We start from the raw sequence: 17,919 nt of genomic DNA, 5'->3' as shown, positions 1-17,919 counted from the left end.
AAGGGACCCGGAGCGCAGCGTAGGGCCGTATGCAGGAGCAGGCGGTTTTGGTTCCTTTTGCCAAGACAAAAGGGACCCGCCGTAAGGGCGGAAGGGGCCAGCAGCCTCGCCACAGGGAATGGATAAGTTCACAACATCCCTTCCCACAAATGGCCATCCCCGCGACTTCGCGAAAACCTTTCCCCCTCATTGACCTTGATCAATAGCCTTCTACCCCACAAGCGCGCACCCTGAACGAAGACTGCACGCACCCGCCACGCACACCTGTTCAGGAGAAATGGCCATGTCCCGCATGAAAGCGGCAATCTTCGTTGAAAAGAACCGCATCGTCCTCGATGAAAAACCCATCCCCGATGTCGGCCCCTCTGATGCGCTGCTGCGCATAACCACCACTACCCTGTGTGGCACCGACGTGCATATTTTGCGCGGCGAATACCCGGTCGCCAAAGGCCTGACCATCGGTCACGAGCCGGTCGGCATCATTGAAAAACTGGGTAGCCAGGTTCAGGGATTTACCGAAGGGCAACGGGTCATCGCCGGTGCCATCACCCCTAGCGGGCACAGTTACGCCTGCCTGTGCGGCTGCTCCTCGCAAGATGGCCCGGGCACGCCCCACGGCTTTCGCGCCGCCGGCGGCTGGAAATTCGGCAACACCATCGACGGCACCCAGGCCGAATACGTGCTGGTGCCCGATGCCATGGCCAACCTCTCGCCGATCCCCGACAGCCTGAGTGATGAGCAGGTACTGATGTGCCCGGACATCATGTCCACCGGCTTCTCCGGCGCCGAGCGTGGCGGTGTGCGCATTGGTGACACGGTCGCCGTGTTCGCCCTGGGGCCGATTGGCCTGTGCGCCGTGGCCGGAGCGCGCCTGATGGGCGCCACCACCATCATCGGCGTCGACACCGTTGCTGCGCGACTGACCGTCGCCCGCCAACTGGGCGCCACGCATGTGGTCGACTTCAAGCAAGGCAATGTGGTGGAGCAGATCATGGCCCTCACCCAGGGTCGCGGTGTCGATGTCTCCATCGAAGCCCTTGGCACCCAGGGCACGTTCGAATCGGCCATGCGGGTGCTGCGTCCAGGTGGCACGTTGTCGAGCCTGGGCGTGTATTCGACTGACCTGACCCTGCCGCTGTCGGCCTTTGGTGCAGGCCTTGGCGACTACAGCATCGTCAGCACCCTGTGCCCCGGCGGCAAAGAGCGCATGCGCCGGTTGATGGAGGTGGTCAGCAGCGGCGCGGTCGACCTCAAGCCGCTGGTTACCCACCGCTTCAAGCTGGATGATATCGAAGCCGCCTACGAGCTGTTTGCGCACCAGCGCGATGGCGTGATGAAGGTCGCGATCACCCCTTGAGTAGCTTTACAGAACGCTGATTACGCCCCTGGGCCCTGCAGACGCGGGGCCCAGTCTTCCACTGCGGCCTGGTCCAGGCGGCGTTCCAGGGTCCGTCGCCAGGACGGAACCAGTGGCAGCTCCAGGCACTGGCGAATGATGTCATGATCAATCCGCTTATCGAACAGCACCGACGACAGCCGCGCCACCGACCACTGAGGATGCGGCCGCGCGATCAGCTCGAATGCATCCCCCGCCGCCAGCACACCCTCCTCCAGCACCCGGTAATACCAACCGGTACGCCCGCTCTGCTGCACCCGCAACGACATGTCCTTGACCCCGAAGCGATCATTGAGCTTCCAGCACGGCATGCGTCCCTGTGACACCTCCAGCAACGCAGTCCCGACCCGCACGCAATCGCCCAGGCACACCGTCTGCTCGGTCCAGCCATGCGTGCTGAGGTTTTCACCGAAGGCACCAGGCACTTGCAACAACGCAAGCTCGCCCAACTCCGCCGCCCACACCGCATAGTGCTCGCGCGGGTAATGATGGATGGCCTTGTCCTTGCCGCCATGCACCCGCAGATCGCCCTGTTCGTCACCGGCAAGGCCCAGTTCAGTTACCGCCAACTCACCGCTGCGCGGTTGTTTGGCGATAGCGCTGGCAGAACCCGGCCGGGTAAACGGCACAGCTTTGCCGGTCAGGACAGTTTCAAGCTTCATCGGCGTCACTCCGTCAATTCGGCAAGCTGATGCTCGCGGCAGATCAGTTCGCGTTCGGCCGCGGCCAGCGGCTCCTGGGTCAATTCGCAGAAGCCACCGGTAGCGGTCTTGCGGTGGAAACGACAGGTCTTGCACAGGCCGAATCCCGGTACGTTCTCGCTGCGCTGAATCGTGCGCAACAGCTCGCCCAACAGGTGTTCCAAGTCCTGGGCGTCAGTGCCCATGCGCACGCTGGCGGCCGCAAGAAAGTCCGGTGGCATCACTTCGCCAAGCAGTGCCCGGGCCGGTTCAGTCAGGCTCAGGTGCACGCTGCGTTTGTCTGCCACATCCTGGGTCTTGACGATCAGGCCCTTGGCTTCCAGGGCCTTTAGCGATTGCGAGACGGTGCCCTTGGTCAGCCCCAGGTATTCGGTGACCGCCAACGGCGTATTGGAGTAGCGGTTGCAACGCGCCAGGTACAGCAACGCACTCAGTTGAATCGGCTGGAGATCGGCCAGCAGCGGATGCTGGCGAAACCAGACGCGGGTCAGGCTCGACAACCTTTCCAACAGGTCGAATAGCACGATGGGTGACCTCGGTTAATGACGTCGATAGATAGTATCGAATAAATACTATATTGACAAAGGACGGGATGAGCTTAGGCTTATTGGTATCGATTCGAAACCATAAACCACAGGAGTCATCCCATGAAACGTACACTGGCCTTCACGTTGAGTTTTCTCGCCACCCAGGTCTGGGCCCATGAAAGCCCAGGCATCAGCAGCGCCAAAGGTAACGCCGAAGCCGCATTCGACCTGGTCCAGACGCGTGTCTTCACGCAAGGCGATAACCTGGTGTTCGAACAACTGGTCGACGGCAAGGCCGGCAGCCGCCTGCCCAGCGCCAAGGGCGCATTTGCCGGTGCCGAGGTCTACAGCTATGTCTGGCCCACCAGCCTGGACAGCAGCAGCGTCGGCTTCGAGGCCAAGGCCGGGATCCTCGCCCTGGCGCTGACGTCGCACCCGGACTTCGATGACACCCCGCAACTCGATGAAAACCGCGATGGCAAGGCCGACAACGACGGTGGTCTGTGGCACTCCCACTGGGTGGTGTTGAGCAAGGATGAAAGCTGCGGCCCGAGTGGCCTGAAGGTGCGTGACATCCCCAAGGGGGCAAAACCGAAACTGCCGGCTACCTGGCCAGGTGCGCCGATCTACATCGACTCACCCGGCTACGCGCTGAACGTAGACAAGAACGCGGCGCAGATCAGCGTGCCGCTGGCAGCCGTGGGCTTCCCGCAGACGTTCAACTATGACGGTGTAACCGCCGCGCTGAAGGTCAACGCCGACCTGCACAACCCGTTGCTGTGCGTCAGCAGCGTGTGGGACATCAGCTCCGGCGACCTGTCGTTGCCGGGCACCTGGAAACTCAAGCAGGAATAAGCCGTCCACCCCGGGCGAGCCGCCCGACGACAGGCTGCGACTCGCCTCTGGGCAAAAGCCTGTCGGCATCGCTATGCTGATGGGCATGAATGCCTCCCTGCCAACCCGCACCCCCTGCCCGCCCGGCGCCTGCGATTGCGGGCGTGAAACGCTGCGGGACACGCGCATCCTGCTGCTCACCCGGCAGGAAGAAAAGCGCCTGCTCGAGCGACTGGAAAACGTGCGCAACCTGGCCGACCTGGAGCACATGCAACGCAAGCTTTACGAAAACCTTGGCATCCGCGTGCAGATCAGCCCCAGCTACAACGAAGTGCGCACCATGCGCGGCTTCAACATCCACATCGACGACCTGCCGGGCCTGTGCCGCAAGACCCGCCAGAGCATCCCCGCCGCCATCCGCCGCGCGCTTGAGCGCGAGCCGGAAATTGCCTATCGCCTGCTCGACGCCCACGACTTGCTGCGTGACGCATGAGGCGACTTGCCGATCACGCACGCGGGTTTTGCATGCGTGTAGCCACCCCCTACCAGTTGTAGGTCAGGTCCGTGGTAATCGTGCGCCCTTCCCCGTAGTAGCAGTCCACATCACTGGTACAGCGGCTCACGTATACCTTGTCCTCAAGGTTCTGCAGGTTCACCTGCACCTTCACCCCTTTAAGACGCAACGGCGACTGCTGCAAATCATAGGAAATCATCCCGTCGTACACCGTATAGGACGGAATCGAGAAATGGTCCTCGGCATAGTCGCTGCCGTCACTGCTGCGGACATAACGCGCGCCCAGCCCCAACCCCAGGCCAGCCAGCGGCGTATCACCGATAAAGTGGTAATCCAGCCACAGCGACGCCGTCAGCGGCGGCGTACCTGCCGGATGGCGCCCCTCACGGCCATCATTGTCCTTGGTGTAGGTGACATCATTGCGTGACACCGACGCGATCACTCCGAGGTGGTCGGTCAGGTTGGCCTTGCCTTCGAGTTCCACCCCGCGCGAACGCAGTTCGCCGACCTGGCTGTAGAACCCGGCATTGTCCAGATCGCTGGTCAGCACATTCTGCTGCTTGATCTCGTACACCGACAGCTGGACAAAACTGTCCTGCCCGGGCGGCTGATACTTGATCCCTGCCTCCACCTGCTTGCCGGTCGACGGTTCGAACGGTTTGCCATCGCTGTCGGTGCCACTCAACGGCAGGAACGACTCGCTGTAACTCACATACGGCGTCACGCCGTTGTCGAACGAGTAGCCCAGCCCGGCACGCCCGGTGAATTTCTCGTCCTTGACGTTGCTGAAGTTGCCGGCGATGGGTTCGCGAGTATCCACCTCGGCCCAGTCATAGCGGCCGCCCAGGGTCAGGAACCAGTTGTCCCATTTCAGCTGATCCTGGACATACAGGCCGGTCTGGGTCGTGGTGTTGTCCCAGTTGAACGGCTGGCCGAAGTTCATCGGCTGGCCGTAGACCGGGTCGTACAGGTCAATGATCGGCGGGTTGCGATCGTACAGCCCGAGGAACCTGGAATTTGAATGGTAGTAGTCGACACCGACCAGCAGGGTGTGCGCCACATCAAAGGTATTGAACGTCGCCTGGGCGATGTTATCCACGCCAAACACCTTGTTGCGCTGCTTCCAGTCCACGCCATAACGCGTCTGGTAGCGCTGGTCGTCGGCCCCGGTTTGCGGGTTGGTGACAAAGCGGTAGCCGTGCAACGGCGCCCGGTAATGATCGTCGACATAGGCGTAGCGCGTGTTCTGCTTGAGCGTCCAGATGTCGTTCAGCGCATGGCTCAGCTCGTAGCCAAAGGCGTACTGCTCGCGATCGTAAGCGTTGACGCCGGGCTCGCCAATAAAGCGGCTGCGCTTGATCCGGCCATTGGGGCTGCTGTACAGCGTACCGATCGCCGGCAACCCCTGGGCCTCGGGCACGCCATTGTCTTTCTGGTAGTGGCCGTACAGGGTCAGCCGCGTTTGATCGTTGGGGCTCCAGGTAAGGCTGGGCGCCAGTACGTAGCGCTGTTGTTCGACGTAATCGATCTCGCCGTTCTTGTCGAAACCGTTACCGGTCAGGCGATAGAGAAACTCACCCTGATCGTCCAGTGGCCCGGCGAGGTCGAAGGCCGCTGCGCGCCGGTCCTGGCTGCCGCCACCGAGTTTGACTTCACGAATGGGCGTTTCGGTGGGACGCTTGGACACCATGTTGATCAGGCCGCCCGGCTGGTTCTGCCCATACAGCACCGATGATGGCCCCTTCATTACCTCGATACGTTCAAGCAGGTACGGGTCGATCTGCAGGGCGCCACCGGTGCTGCCACCGCCATACGGCAAATGCAGGCCGTCCAGGTACAGCGGTGTCGGCGAGTAACCACGGGAAGTCGGCTCGTCAAAGATACCGACGCGATCGGAGAATCCGCCACCGGTGATGCCCGGCGTATAGCGCAGGGCCTGGGTCACCGACTGCGAGCCCAGCGCCGTGATTTCATCCTGGGTGATGATGTTGATGGTTTGCGGCACTTCCAGCACCGACGTATCGGTCTTGGTCGCGGTGCCAGTACGTTTGGCCACGTACCCCACCACCGGCCCCCCGGCGCTTTCACCGCCTTGCCCGGTGATCTGTGTAGCGCCCAACTCAAGCGCATCACCTTGCGCCGCCGGTACCAGCCTCCAGGTGCCGCCCGCGGTAATGCTCAGGTTCAGGCCGCTGCCGCGCAAGGCGTAGCTGGCCGCCTGCTCCGGAGTGAACTGGCCACGCACCAGTGGCGCCTGCTTGCCCTGCACCAGTTCGGGTTTTACCGACAGCACGCGGCCCGACTGACGCGCAATGCGGCTGAGGCTTTCGCCCAGATCCCCGGCGGCGATGTCGAAGGTCTGAGTGGCACTGACGCTGCTGTCGTTCTGCGCGAGGGCGCTCAACGGTACAGCGCCGCCCAGGGCGATGGCCAGGGCCAGCAAGCTGGGGCGGATCATTGAATCGGGCATGGTGTGGGAACTCGTTCAAAGTTGTTGTCCATAACGAGGACACGCCACGGCCCGGATCCCCTCACGGTCCACACAGTTTTTTAAAATCAGATCACATCGATGCGGGTCAACCAGCTGCCAAGGCTGTCGACACGGATCGGCAAGGTTTCACTGAGCGAGAGCAAGGTGCGCTCTGTGTCGTCCAGCGGAAAGCTGCCATACACCCGGATCTTTGCCGCTTGCGGGCTGACGCGCAGCAACCCGGCGCGGTACGGGCGCAGGGCGTCGATCAGGTCGCCCAACGGCTCGTCACGCACATCCACGCGGCCTTCGGCCCAGCTCGCACGGGTGCGCAAGGACGGCACCACGGCTTCGCTGCGCAGCCCGTCAAAGCGAAACGCCTGGCCTTCCTCGACCCGCAGGGCGGCGGCGTTGCCGGTACTGAGCAAAATACTGTGCTGTTGTACGGCAACCAGGCTGTCGCCCTCGTCCTGACGTACGCTGAAGCGCGTGCCCAGGGCCTGCACTTGCCCCTGGGCGGTAGCCACGATAAACGGCCTGCCCGGCTCAGGCGTGACGTCGACCTGCAACTCACCCGCACGCAGCACGACCAGGCGGTGACTGGCGTTGAAACGCAGGTCCACGGCACTTCGGGCATTCAGGCGCAGGCGCGAACCGTCCGCCAATGTGAAGGTCCGCCGTTCGCCGGTACCGGTGTGCAAATCGGCCAGCACGTCATTGAGCGGCGTGCGCCGATGAGCGATGCCGGCACTACCAAGCCCGAGCAGCAACATCGCCAAACCACCGCCGAGCACCTTGCGCCGCGATGTCGCGGGCAGTTCACGCAGGCTGCGGCTGGCTAGCGCCAATTGCCCTGGCGTGCGCTGTTCGGCCTGGTGCAGGTCTGCCAGTGGCGCCTCCATCACGGCGTTGACCCGTTGCCAGGCAAGTTGATGCGTCGGGCAGCGCCGCAGCCAGCAGTCAAAGGCTGATTGCAGCGGGCTACCCGCCGGGGCCCGCTCCAGCTTGAGCAACCAGTCGATGGCCTCACGGGTGACGCGGTCGATCGGCAGTCGGCTCATTCGCCGGGCTCACTCAGGCAATGCAGGAATGCCCGGCGCAGATCGCGTTCGACCGAGGCCAGCGACACTCCCAGCCGCTCGGCAATGGCCGGTTGGGTCAACCCTTCCAGGCGGTGCAGGATAAACGCGTGACGTGCCCGCGCGGGCAAACCATCAAGCAGTCGGTCGATTAGCGCCAAGGCTTCACGCACCAGCAGCACGTCCTCGGCCGAGGGCATGCAGTGTTCCGGCAGCCGTCCCAGCTCCTCCAGGTACGCCTGCTCCAGCGCACGCCGGCGGAACAGGTTGCTCAGCAGCCGGCGGGCCACCGTGGCAAGAAACGCGCGGGGTTCCTCGATCACCGGCAAGGCACTACTGCCCATGGCCCGGACGAAGGTATCCTGTGTCAGATCCGCCGCGTCATGCGGACAGTTCAGCCGGCGATACAGCCAGGCGCGCAACCAGCGATGATGATCGCTGTACAGGTCGGCCACGAGAGCCTTGGAGTCGACAGTGCTGGTCACAACGGCATCACACGCTAATGGTAATTAGTCTCATTATCGTGATGGCACTGTGAATATACAATCCCCCACACAAGGTTAGCCATGCCCACCCTGTTTCCCCGAGAGGTTTACCAGCAGTTGCGCGACGCGGCCATGGGCGTGCGCCGGCTGCAGAAACTGGAGCGCCCCGAGGCCAATGAGCGGGTCTGGGTCGACATCGAAGGCTGGCAATTGCTGCTGGATTTCGAAGGCAGCCGCCTGCACCACTGCGAATGCTGTCATCACCCCGATGGCCGCAAAGGTTCGCTGGATACCTGGCAGCGCTACGGCACCGACCCGGTCAGCTTGCTCAGCACCTGGGAAATGGCCCAGATCGAGCGCTTGCTGGAGCAACCGGGCTAGCTCAGCCACCAGCCGACCAGGCCGCAGCCGGCAACCACCAGCCAGGCTGGCAGCTTGAGAGTCATCAACGCCAGCAGGGCCAGCAGCGCCAGTACAACATCTGCAGGCTGCACAATGGCACTGGTCCACACCGGCTGGTACAGCGCCGCCAGCAGCAGTCCCACCACCGCGGCATTAACACCCTGCATCGCTGATTGCATACGCAGGTTATGCCGTAATTGCGCCCAGAACGGCAACGCGCCGAATACCAGCAAAAACGATGAGCTGAAGATCGCAACCAGCCCCAGCAAGCCGCCTATCCAGCCAGGCAGCGGCCCCGGCATCGACGCCCCGAGAAATGCAGCGAAGGTAAACAGCGGACCAGGCATCGCCTGGGTGGCGCCGTAGCCGGCAAGAAATGTCGCCTTGCTCACCCAGCCGCTGGACACCACCTCGGCCTGCAGCAATGGCAGCACCACATGACCGCCGCCAAACACCAGGGCACCACTGCGATAAAAGGCATCGACCATTTTCAGGGTTGGGTCGGGCCACAGTGCGGCCAATAGCGGCAGCCCTACCAGCAAGGCCAGGAATACGCCCAGACAGCACAGGGCTGCCCACCGGCTGACGCCAGTCGTCAACGGTGCGGGATCGGCCTGCTGCTGCGGTTTGAACAGCCACACCCCGACCACCCCGGCGCCGGCAATCACCGCGACCTGAGTCCAGACCGATGGCATCCAGAGCACCAAAGCGGTGACAACAGCCATCAACGCCAGCCGCGCGCTGCTTGCGCACAGGCTACGGCCCATCCCCCACACCGCTTGCGCCACCACGGCCACCGCCACCACCTTGAGCCCGTGAAGCACACCTTCGGGGATGACCTGTGCCGAACTGGCAATGCCCAGGGCCAGGGCGATCAGCACCAGCGCCGATGGCAAGGTAAAGCCAGCCCATGCCGCCAGTGCACCGCGATACCCGGCGCGGGAGAGCCCCAGGGCAATACCGACCTGGCTGCTGGCGGGGCCTGGCAGGAACTGACAAAGCCCGACCAGGTCGGCATAGCTATGCTCGCCAAGCCAACGACGGCGCACGACGAACTCGTCACGAAAATAGCCCAGGTGCGCAACCGGGCCGCCAAATGAGGTCAGGCCCAGGCGCAGGAAAATCAGAAAGATCTGCCACGGGGTGTGGTCGTCCGGACGCGGTGACGGCATGCATTGCTCTGGCGCAGTGGGTGAGGTCAGAAGATCTTGCTGGCACTGACCACCACTGTAGCCGAGCACAGATCGTCATAGCCATACCAGCCCAGGCACTCGCTTTTCGACAGGTCGGTATCGATGTAGCTCACCCCCCAGGTGATGCCGAAAAACGCGCGGGTCAGCTTGGCCTCCCACTCGTAGTAACTGTCGCGGTTGTCGCCGCTGGCCGACCAGAACGCCGGGTCTTTTACGTCGTTGTACCCCAGGCGCAACTCCAGCCCGACCTCGGCCGGCAAGGCAAAGCTGTAGCCGAGGTAGCTGTACAGCGTGTCCTGGTCTTCGCCGAACGCGTTGGGGGCATCACTGGAGTAGTAGGCACCCAGCTTGACCCCGTACAGGTCGAGGATGGCGTAGACCTCGCTCATGTTGAACTGGCCTTCCTTGGGGTAGCTGTACTTGAGGTAGCCAAGGTCCAGGCTGATGGCATCAGTGGCCTGCCAGTACCAGCCGGCGTAGTAGTCCACTTCCTGTCGGGTCTTGAAGTCATAGCCGTAGTCGACATTCGAGGTCCAGGCCCCCAGGTACAGGCCGCTGCTGTGGATCAGTGTCGCGCCGCCCTGCAGCGCCGGGTCGCCGAGGGTTTGCGAGATGCCGCGGGAGCGATAGTCGCTGACGGCGGCAAGGTCGATTTCCAGGGTGTAGTCCTCGCTCAGGGTCAGGGCCTGGCCGGACAATGGAGCCAGCAGCAGGCTGGCGGCGGTAAAGATGGCACGTGCGTTCATACACAACCCTTGTTGTTATTGATTGTCAGGGCAAAGCGATAGCGAGCCCCTCGCACTGCAAGGGGCCGAACGGTGTTGCTGGTGGGAGGTCAGGAGGCCGGGGCGTAGACCTGCTTGCCGGCGAAAAAGGTCTTGAGCACTTTGGTGTCGAACAGCGCGTCGTTGTCGACGCTGAACACATCGCGGTCGAGGACGATCAGGTCGGCCTGCTTGCCAGGCGCCAGCGAGCCGATCTGCTGCTCCAGGCGCAAGGTTTTCGCCGCGTTGAGGGTATAAGCCTGGAACATCGCCTGGCGGTCGATGCTTTCCTTGGCATTGAGCACCCCCAGCGGGCCCTTGCGGGTGATGGCCTGGGCAATGGCGTTCCATGGGTTGGGGCTGGACACCGGCCAGTCACTGGCACCGGCGATCGTTGCACCGGCCTGCAGCAGCGAGTGCGCCGGGTATTGATGGCTGTAGGCCGAGGCGCTGATGTAAGGCTTGACCAGTTCGACGGTGTAGTTCTCCCCCGTCGCCCAGAGCAACTGCATCGAGGCAATCACGCCCAACTGCTTGAAGCGCGGGAAGTCCTTGGGATCGACCACTTGCAGGTGGGTGATGCTGTGGCCTCTGGGGGTGCTGTCGAGCTTGCGTGCATAGGCCACGCCGTTGAGCGATTCCTGTACGGCACGGTCACCGACCGCATGCATGTGCACGATCCAGTCACGCTTCTCGGCGGCTACCACCAGCTCGCCAAAGTGCGCCGGGTCGATCAGCAGCTCACCGCGCTTACCGCTGTTTTTATAGGGCGCCAGCATCGCAGCGGTTTGCCCGGGGTATTCCAGAACACCGTCAACGAAAATCTTGATCCCGGGAAAGCTCAGATTGGGCACGCCTTCGAAGGTTTTCTTCACCGTGTCCAGCACTTCAAGGTCGGCCGGCGTGCTCCTCGAGTTGGTCAGCAGCAACGCCGCGACATGGGCACTCAGCTCGCCGTTTTCGGCCAGCTCGCGGTACAGCGGCAATACGCCGTAGCTGTGCGCCGTGGCCTTGAAGTCAAACAGCGAATCATCGCTGCCGGCGTTTGACGCTGCATCCATCCAGGCGGTAACCCCGTACTGGTTGTTGATGCGCACCGCCTCACGGGCGGCCTTGAGCATGAAGTCTTTGCTGGCCGCCGGAATCTGGCTGCGCACCCGGTCCCAGCCCGCTTCGGAAAAATTGCCATTGGGGGTGAAGTCGGTAGCGTGGCCAACGTAGCCACGGTCTTTTTCCGACATAGCCTTGACCGCCGCCGCATCGATGTTAAGGCGCTTGAGCATGGCGTTGTTGGCCCAGCCAGTGTGGCCATCGATGCCGCCCAGCACCAGCGGCTGATCGGCCCAGCGCCCCTGGTTGAAGACCTTGGCCAGTGCCTGGTTCTGCTCCCAGTACGCCGAACTCACCCCGGCAATGCTGATCACATCATCGGCACGTCCACGGCCTTCCCTGACCTGCTCCAGGATCCATTGCTCCAGCTCCGGTACGGGTTTGACCTCGTCCTCCAGATTGGCCCCCAGCGTCGCCGCGCCGGCAAACACCGGATGGCTGTGGGTGTCGATCATGCCGGGCATCAGCACCTTGCCCGCCAGGTCGATGCGTTGCGTGCCGGCATCGGCCAGGGCGTTGATCTGCGCATCGCTGCCGACCTGCAGGATCTTGCCATCCTTGATCGCCACCGCCTGCATCAGGGCCTGACCGGGCTCGGCGGTGTACACCTTGCCGTTGACCAGCACCAGGTCGGCGGCAGCCATCGCGTAGAAGGAAGAACAGGCCAGCGCGGCGGCCAGCAGGTTGGGAATCAATCGTTGCATCGGAACGCTCTCTTGTTGTTATCGGGCTGGGCACACCCTAGCGCGCACAACAACAGAACGGACCTCCGCAAATGAGGAGGGTCAGGCGGTTTTTTCTGCAAGCGTTGCCGGCGAACGCAAGGCCGAGCCCAGTTCCACCTTGCTTTTGACCCCCAGTTGCGCGTAGCAGTTGCGCAGGTAGGTGCGCACCGTGGCCGGGCTCAACGACAGGATGCGGGCGATTTCCTTGTACGAATGACCGGCGGCGAACAGCATCGCCGCGGTGCGCTCACGCGGTGCCAACACCACCCCTGGCGCGGCCGGCTCAAGCGAGAGGATTACATGTTCGGCGTTGGCGCTCAGCGTCAGGGCGCTACGTCCCAGGCGCATCACGCAGGGCACCTGGGCAAACTGCGCAATGACCGCTGGCGGCAATTGCGAACCGTGCCAACCCGGCACTTCGCGCTCCATCACCGCCAGCAATCGTGCACCGATGTACAGCAGACTGCCGTCCAGTCGCGCCACGGCAAAGTCGTTGGCGCCGTTGGCCGTATCGCTGCGGATCATGTCCTGCACCTGGAATCGCCACAGCTGCAGCAAGTGTTCGCAGAACGCGGCAAACAGCGCTTCCTCCTGGGCACTGAAGGCCACTTCGTGTTCACCCCGGTACAGGCAGACGAAAAACGTCAGGTTGCTGTCCGGCAGCTCGAACGAGATGCTCATCAGGTGGTAAAGGTCGTAGCGCCGGGCAAAGTCGTTGACCGCTTCAACCGGGTCGGTGAACTCGCTGTCGCGCACCACTTTTCCCGGCTTGCTCAGGGTGTCCATGGCAAAACTGTCGTGCCCGGCCACCTCGCGCCACTCCACCGCAAACGCCGGCGGGAGGTCGATGCGTCCGTGCATCCAGTTCTGTGGGGCTACGCTGCCGGCGACGCCGGACATCTCCCCCCACCAGGACGACGCGAACGGCACCAACTGGCGAAACGCCCGCAGGCCGTCGGCAATGAAATGCGAGCCTCCCGCTTCGCGCGCCAGGTTCGCCAGCTGCAGCACGCAGCGATTGAAGGCTTGCAACGTTGCCAGCGAAAACTGCGTACTGCCTGCTCCGTCCACCACCATCATTTCCCCGAACACTGCCTGGCCTGAGAACGGCAACATGCCACAGCGCAGACGCCAGCGTCCACGCCCTCGCACGCAAGCCTCAGTACACCGTTCCTACCGGGTAGACATAGGCATTTACGTCATAAAACGGCGTGCGCTGGTAGAACCAGTGCAAGCGCGCGCTAGGGCTGGAGGCGAAGACTTTATCGTCCTTGAGCTTCTTCTCGAACTCGGCCTTCAACTCCGGGCTTTCGGCCAGCATCTTGCGCGCCATCGGCTCCATCACGTACTCCTCAGGCTCCTCGGCCACCACCAGGGTCGAGTTGAAAAAGCCCCAGGCCCAGAACGAGTCCGGGCTTTCGGGGTACAGCAGGTTAACGGCCAGCACCCCCAGGGGTTGGTCCACGTCGATCAGCACCGAGCCTGCGGGAAAGGTCTGCAAGCGCTCGAAAGGCTTGGCCACGCCGCTGACCGGCAGCCGTCCTTCGTAACCGGGGATCTGGTTGGCTTGTGCTCGGTCAGGCTCGAAACCGCCGGCTATCTTGACGTTGTCCATGCGATACAGGGTCACGGCCTTGGTCGTCGGTTGCTCCAGGGTGGTCATCTGGATGCCATGCGCCTTGAGCCGGGCGATGACCTCGCGCCACTGCCCCGGCACCACGTACTGCTGAGGACGCTTGGTGACCAGGTCGGGCTCGGTGTTGCCGGTTACCGGCACGGTCAACTGCTTGGGCTTGTTGCTCCAGACGATGGTCTTGGCGCCGGTAATGGGCGACTGTTCGTAGCGGTAGTCGCCAACACTGAACGGCGTTGTCTGGGCTTTGCCGGGCTTCCAGGTGAGGACCACATCCTGCTGGGTTTCCAGGCGTTCGCGGTCCTGGCGGATCGCCTCCTTCAGCGACGCCGACTGCTCGCCAATCACCTGGATCATGCTTTTGAGCATCACGTAGTTGCCCAGTACCTGGGTTTGGTAAGGGTGCAGCGCATGTTGCTCGATGAGTATCGAGGGCACGTTGCGAATGTCGCCGTACTGGTTGGAAAACCGGGCGAAGTCGGTGCGGTACGGGTAGTAACCCTGGGTCGGGTCCTGGTTGTCGTTGAGACTGATGCACTCGTGCACCACATGGCCGTCGGCCTGCAGCGCGGTGTACACCGGCGCGCGCATGACGTTGTCCATCCAGGCGCTGCTGGCCGGCGACCAGCCGTTGCCGTTGTGGCAATAGGAGCTGTCGTACGGGTACATCGCACCGTCGGTGGAATGGGTATCGGCAAAAAAGCTCAGGTCATAGGTATTGAACACCCAGGCCACGTTGCGGATCTCGGCGCTGTCGAGCTTGGTGAAGTCGCGGTTGAGGTTGTAGTTCAAACCGTTGACCCGCCAGCCGGTTTCCTGCGGCCCGTTCTGGTTGATCCGCCCGTAGGCACTGCGGCGCAGGTCGCCGTCGATGTTGACGGTGGGAATGAAGAGGATGTTGACCTTCGCCAGCAGGTCGGCCAACGGCTTTTCACCCGTGGTCATGTCGCGCAGCAGCATGAACATGGCGTCTTTGCCATTGGCCTCGCCCGGGTGGATCTCCGCTTCGACAAAAATCGTCGGCTTGCCCGACTCGTTGAGCCCGGCCGGCGACTTGTCGACCTCCAGCGAGGCGATGGCCATGACCATCGAATGGCCTTCGGCACTTTTCTCCGGCAGCTCGTGCAGGACAATGCTGCCACCGGACGCCGCCGCCAGCCTGGTCAGGTAGTCGCGGGTCTGCGGGTAGTTGCTGGTCTGGTTGAACTGGCTGGCTTCAGCCTCGGTGATCAGCGGGTTATCCGCTGCGGCGATGTAACGCGTGCTCTTCAGGGTCTGCTCGAACATCGCAGGCAGAATGCGCTGCTTGGCGGCCTGCAGGTAGCCGCTATCGTCAATATAGGACGGTGCGCTGGGCAACGCGGCCAAGGCTGGCAGGCACATGCCCATCAACATCGCGACATACAGAGGCTGCAAAAGCGGTTGTTTCATGATGAATCCCTATCATGAGTGGCAGACGCCACATTAAACCTAAATTCACCGCCAGACGAGGGTCATACCGCGATGCTCGACAACCTGTTGTTCCCCCTCCCCGCCGCCACCGCGCAGGAACATTTCGACGAGCTGCTGACCCGGCCGGGCCTGCGCATCGAGCGGATCGTTTCCCATGGCCAGGCCAGCCCGGCCGGGTTCTGGTATGACCAGCCGCAGGACGAGTGGGTGCTGTTGCTCAGCGGTTCGGCAGGCTTGCGCCTGGAGCATGAAGCCTGCGTGCGCGTGCTGGGCCCCGGCGCCGTTGTCGAGATCCCGGCACACTGCCGGCACCGGGTGGAATGGACCGACAGCCACCAGGCCAGCGTGTGGCTGGCGGTGCACGTTGGGTAGTGAATGGGCCACCCGCGAAGTCAGGCTGAAAGACTGAGGTAGGGCTGCTCTTCGCCGGGGCTGCGATCAAAGTGGCGCTTGTACTCGCGGCTGAACTGCGAGGTGCTTTGATAGCCGACCCGGTGCGCCACCTGCGCCACGCCCATGCCTTCGCCGATCAGCATCTGCTGGGCCTTGAGCAGGCGCAAACGCTTGAGGTACTGCATCGGTGACAGCAGAGTGCAGCGCTTGAAGTGCTCATGGAAAGTCGACGCGCTCATGTTGGCGCAACCGGCCAGGGCCTCGACGCTCAACGGCTCGGCATAGTGTTCACGCAGGTAGCTCAACGCTGCGGCAATACGCGCGAAGTGGCCCTGTTGCTCCACCAGTGCCCGCAGTACCCCGGCCTGCGGCCCGCGCAGTGCCACATAGAGCACTTCGCGTACCCGCGCAGCGCCCATCACCTGACTGTCGAGCGGATCCTGCAAGCAGCGCAGCAGGCGTTCGACACTGTCGCGCATGACCTCGTCCAGCGCGGCGGACGTCATCGACTCGGGGGTCTGCGCCTTGATCGCCTGATCGCCCGGCAAGCCCATGTTCTGCACCAGCTCACCCAGCACCACGCGATCGATCGCCACGGACACCCCGAGCAACGGCTCATCGGCCGTGGCAAAGGTCTCGCACATGAACGGCACCGACAGCGCCTGCACCAGGTAATGCCCGGCGCCGTATTCCAGGGTCCGTGGCCCCAGGCGCGCCAGCTTGCTGCCCTGGGCGAGGATCATCAGGCTCGGCTCGTAAATTTGCGGGCTGCTCGCCACATAGTGGCTGGCCGAAAGCACCTGCACCTGGGGCAGGCGTGTGTCGACAAAGCCCGGACGCACGGCCAGCGCGCGGATCAGGGAACACAAGGTGGCGTTGGCATCAACGTGGCGAGTCAGTTGCATGGGAACCCAAGGCGGAGGAATACACACTGGCATCATCGCAGCTCTGCGGCCTGGCGTATGCACGTGCCGGGCGAATCAGGAGCTTTAGGCATGACAGGCGGAGGAATGACGGTGGGCAGCCCCCCTGCCCCGGCGCAGAATGCGCAGCCTCAACCGTTTATCGTTTTACTGAGGTCTTATGTACACAGCCATCGGTTACGCCGCCCAGTCCGCCATCGCGCCACTGGCGCCTATGAGCTTCCAGCGCCGCAGCCTGCGCCCTGACGATGTGGCCATCGAGATTCTCTACTGTGGCGTGTGCCACTCGGACATCCACCAGGCCCGCAACGAGTGGGGCATTGCCGTGTACCCGCTGATGCCGGGTCACGAGATTGTCGGCCGGGTCAGCGCAGTCGGTACTCAGGTCAGCCGCTACCAGGTCGGTGACCGTGTCGGCGTTGGCTGCATGGTCGACTCCTGCCAGCACTGCGATGCCTGCCATTCAGACCTCGAGCAATACTGCCTGGAAGGCCCGACCATGACCTACGCCACCCCGGACCGGGTGGACGGCAGCAACACCATGGGCGGTTACTCCGACAGTATCGTGGTCAGCGAGCGGTTCGTCCTGCGCATCCCTGACGCCCTGGACCTGGCGGGCGCGGCACCGATCCTCTGTGCCGGCATCGCCACCTACTCGCCGCTCAAACACTACGGGGTCAAGCCGGGGCACCGTGTCGGCATCCTCGGCATGGGTGGCCTCGGCCACATGGGCATCAAGTTCGCCAAGGCCATGGGCGCCGAAGTCACCCTGTTCACCCGCTCGGCCAGCAAGGCCGAAGAAGCGCGGCGCCAGGGTGCCGATCACGTCATCGTTTCGACTGACGCGGCACAAATGCAGGCAGCGGCCGATCACTTCGACTTTCTGCTCGACACCATCCCGGTCCAGCACGACCTAAACCCCTACCTGCAGACCCTGAAGTTCGACGGTGTGCACATTCTGGTGGGGCTGATCGAACCGGTAGACCCGGCCCTGCATGCGGCCAATCTGGTGCTCAAGCGCCGGGTACTGGCCGGCTCGCTGATCGGCGGTATCGCCGAGACCCAGGAAGTGCTGGCGTTCTGCGCCGAGCATGACATTCGCTGCGATATCGAGATGCTCGACATCCGCCACATCAACGAAGCCTACAGCCGGATGATTGCCGGGGATGTGAAGTACCGCTTTGTGATCGACATGGCCACGCTCAAGGCTTGAAGCAGTTGCGGGGGGGGCGGGGCGGCCCCCGGCCCCAAAAGGAGAAAAGGGGGGGGGTGAGCCCGGGGTTGGGCGCGAGCGGGCGGGGGGGGGGGGGGGCGGGGG

Annotated in this window: 17 protein-coding genes; 6 read left to right on the top strand and 11 right to left on the bottom strand. The window is 63.2% G+C overall.

Translation table 11 applies throughout. The annotated features are described in order from the left end of the window. The first annotated feature begins 283 nt into the window (after positions 1-283). Positions 284-1,357, top strand: coding sequence for an NAD(P)-dependent alcohol dehydrogenase (locus I5S59_RS25655; RefSeq protein WP_128325238.1), 1,074 nt, complete (start codon positions 284-286; stop codon positions 1,355-1,357). A 20-nt stretch (positions 1,358-1,377) separates the two neighbouring features. On the opposite strand, the gene I5S59_RS25650 is transcribed toward I5S59_RS25655, so the two are convergent. Both I5S59_RS25650 and I5S59_RS25645 read right to left on the bottom strand, forming a co-directional pair. Then, a complete protein-coding gene (locus I5S59_RS25650) occupies positions 1,378-2,058 on the bottom strand; it encodes an MOSC domain-containing protein (protein WP_197879067.1) in 681 nt (226 codons plus the stop codon). A 5-nt stretch (positions 2,059-2,063) separates the two neighbouring features. Then, positions 2,064-2,621, bottom strand: coding sequence for a MarR family winged helix-turn-helix transcriptional regulator (locus I5S59_RS25645; protein WP_197879066.1), 558 nt, complete (start codon positions 2,619-2,621; stop codon positions 2,064-2,066). 123 nt (positions 2,622-2,744) lie between these two features. Between I5S59_RS25645 and I5S59_RS25640 the strand changes: the two genes are divergently transcribed. Next, positions 2,745-3,479: a hypothetical protein gene (locus tag I5S59_RS25640; protein ID WP_197879065.1), complete on the top strand. Its 735-nt coding sequence runs from the start codon at positions 2,745-2,747 to the stop codon at positions 3,477-3,479. Between the two features lie 85 nt (positions 3,480-3,564). Continuing rightward, positions 3,565-3,951, top strand: a complete 387-nt coding sequence (locus I5S59_RS25635; RefSeq protein ID WP_197879064.1) for a hypothetical protein — start codon at positions 3,565-3,567, stop codon at positions 3,949-3,951. Positions 3,952-4,000: 49 nt separating this feature from the next. Here I5S59_RS25635 and I5S59_RS25630 read toward each other — a convergent pair whose 3' ends face one another. From I5S59_RS25630 to I5S59_RS25620, 3 genes are all read right to left on the bottom strand, one after another. Next, the gene (locus tag I5S59_RS25630; RefSeq protein WP_197879063.1) at positions 4,001-6,442 is read right to left on the bottom strand and encodes a TonB-dependent siderophore receptor; all 2,442 of its coding nucleotides are present in this window, start codon (positions 6,440-6,442) and stop codon (positions 4,001-4,003) included. Positions 6,443-6,528: 86 nt separating this feature from the next. Beyond that, complete coding sequence (locus I5S59_RS25625; protein ID WP_197879062.1) at positions 6,529-7,503, bottom strand: FecR domain-containing protein; 975 nt, start codon at positions 7,501-7,503, stop codon at positions 6,529-6,531. Continuing rightward, entirely contained in the window at positions 7,500-8,006 is a 507-nt protein-coding gene (locus I5S59_RS25620) for a sigma-70 family RNA polymerase sigma factor (RefSeq protein ID WP_197879061.1), read from the bottom strand. The genes I5S59_RS25625 and I5S59_RS25620 overlap by 4 nt, the downstream gene beginning before the upstream one ends. A gap of 81 nt (positions 8,007-8,087) precedes the next feature. On the opposite strand from I5S59_RS25620, the gene I5S59_RS25615 reads away from it, so the two are divergent. Next, entirely contained in the window at positions 8,088-8,387 is a 300-nt protein-coding gene (locus tag I5S59_RS25615; RefSeq protein WP_197879060.1) for a DUF7693 family protein, read from the top strand. On the opposite strand, the gene chrA is transcribed toward I5S59_RS25615, so the two are convergent. From chrA to I5S59_RS25590, 5 genes are all read right to left on the bottom strand, one after another. Further along, on the bottom strand, positions 8,384-9,580 hold the full coding sequence (gene chrA, locus I5S59_RS25610; protein ID WP_197879059.1) for a chromate efflux transporter: 1,197 nt from the start codon (positions 9,578-9,580) through the stop codon (positions 8,384-8,386). The genes I5S59_RS25615 and chrA overlap by 4 nt on opposite strands. 26 nt (positions 9,581-9,606) lie before the next feature. Further along, positions 9,607-10,347, bottom strand: a complete 741-nt coding sequence (locus tag I5S59_RS25605; protein WP_197879058.1) for a TorF family putative porin — start codon at positions 10,345-10,347, stop codon at positions 9,607-9,609. A gap of 89 nt (positions 10,348-10,436) precedes the next feature. Beyond that, positions 10,437-12,179, bottom strand: coding sequence for an amidohydrolase (locus tag I5S59_RS25600; protein WP_197879057.1), 1,743 nt, complete (start codon positions 12,177-12,179; stop codon positions 10,437-10,439). A gap of 81 nt (positions 12,180-12,260) precedes the next feature. Continuing rightward, positions 12,261-13,277 carry a helix-turn-helix transcriptional regulator gene (locus tag I5S59_RS25595; RefSeq protein WP_197879068.1) on the bottom strand — a complete coding sequence of 339 codons (1,017 nt, stop codon included), beginning with the start codon at positions 13,275-13,277 and terminating at the stop codon, positions 12,261-12,263. 82 nt (positions 13,278-13,359) lie between these two features. Then, a complete protein-coding gene (locus I5S59_RS25590) occupies positions 13,360-15,264 on the bottom strand; it encodes a M14 family metallopeptidase (RefSeq protein WP_197879056.1) in 1,905 nt (634 codons plus the stop codon). Positions 15,265-15,336: 72 nt separating this feature from the next. On the opposite strand from I5S59_RS25590, the gene I5S59_RS25585 reads away from it, so the two are divergent. Then, a complete protein-coding gene (locus tag I5S59_RS25585; protein WP_197879055.1) occupies positions 15,337-15,657 on the top strand; it encodes a cupin domain-containing protein in 321 nt (106 codons plus the stop codon). 20 nt (positions 15,658-15,677) lie between these two features. Here I5S59_RS25585 and I5S59_RS25580 read toward each other — a convergent pair whose 3' ends face one another. Continuing rightward, entirely contained in the window at positions 15,678-16,583 is a 906-nt protein-coding gene (locus I5S59_RS25580) for an AraC family transcriptional regulator (protein ID WP_197879054.1), read from the bottom strand. A 178-nt stretch (positions 16,584-16,761) separates the two neighbouring features. On the opposite strand from I5S59_RS25580, the gene I5S59_RS25575 reads away from it, so the two are divergent. Further along, a complete protein-coding gene (locus tag I5S59_RS25575) occupies positions 16,762-17,814 on the top strand; it encodes an NAD(P)-dependent alcohol dehydrogenase (protein WP_197879053.1) in 1,053 nt (350 codons plus the stop codon). Positions 17,815-17,919: the final 105 nt, after the last annotated feature.

This window comes from Pseudomonas alkylphenolica (assembly GCF_016009175.1).
Lineage (GTDB): Bacteria > Pseudomonadota > Gammaproteobacteria > Pseudomonadales > Pseudomonadaceae > Aquipseudomonas > Aquipseudomonas alkylphenolica_B.
The sequence above is the reverse complement of the archived record's forward strand: the minus strand, read 5'-3'. Positions and strand labels throughout refer to the sequence as shown.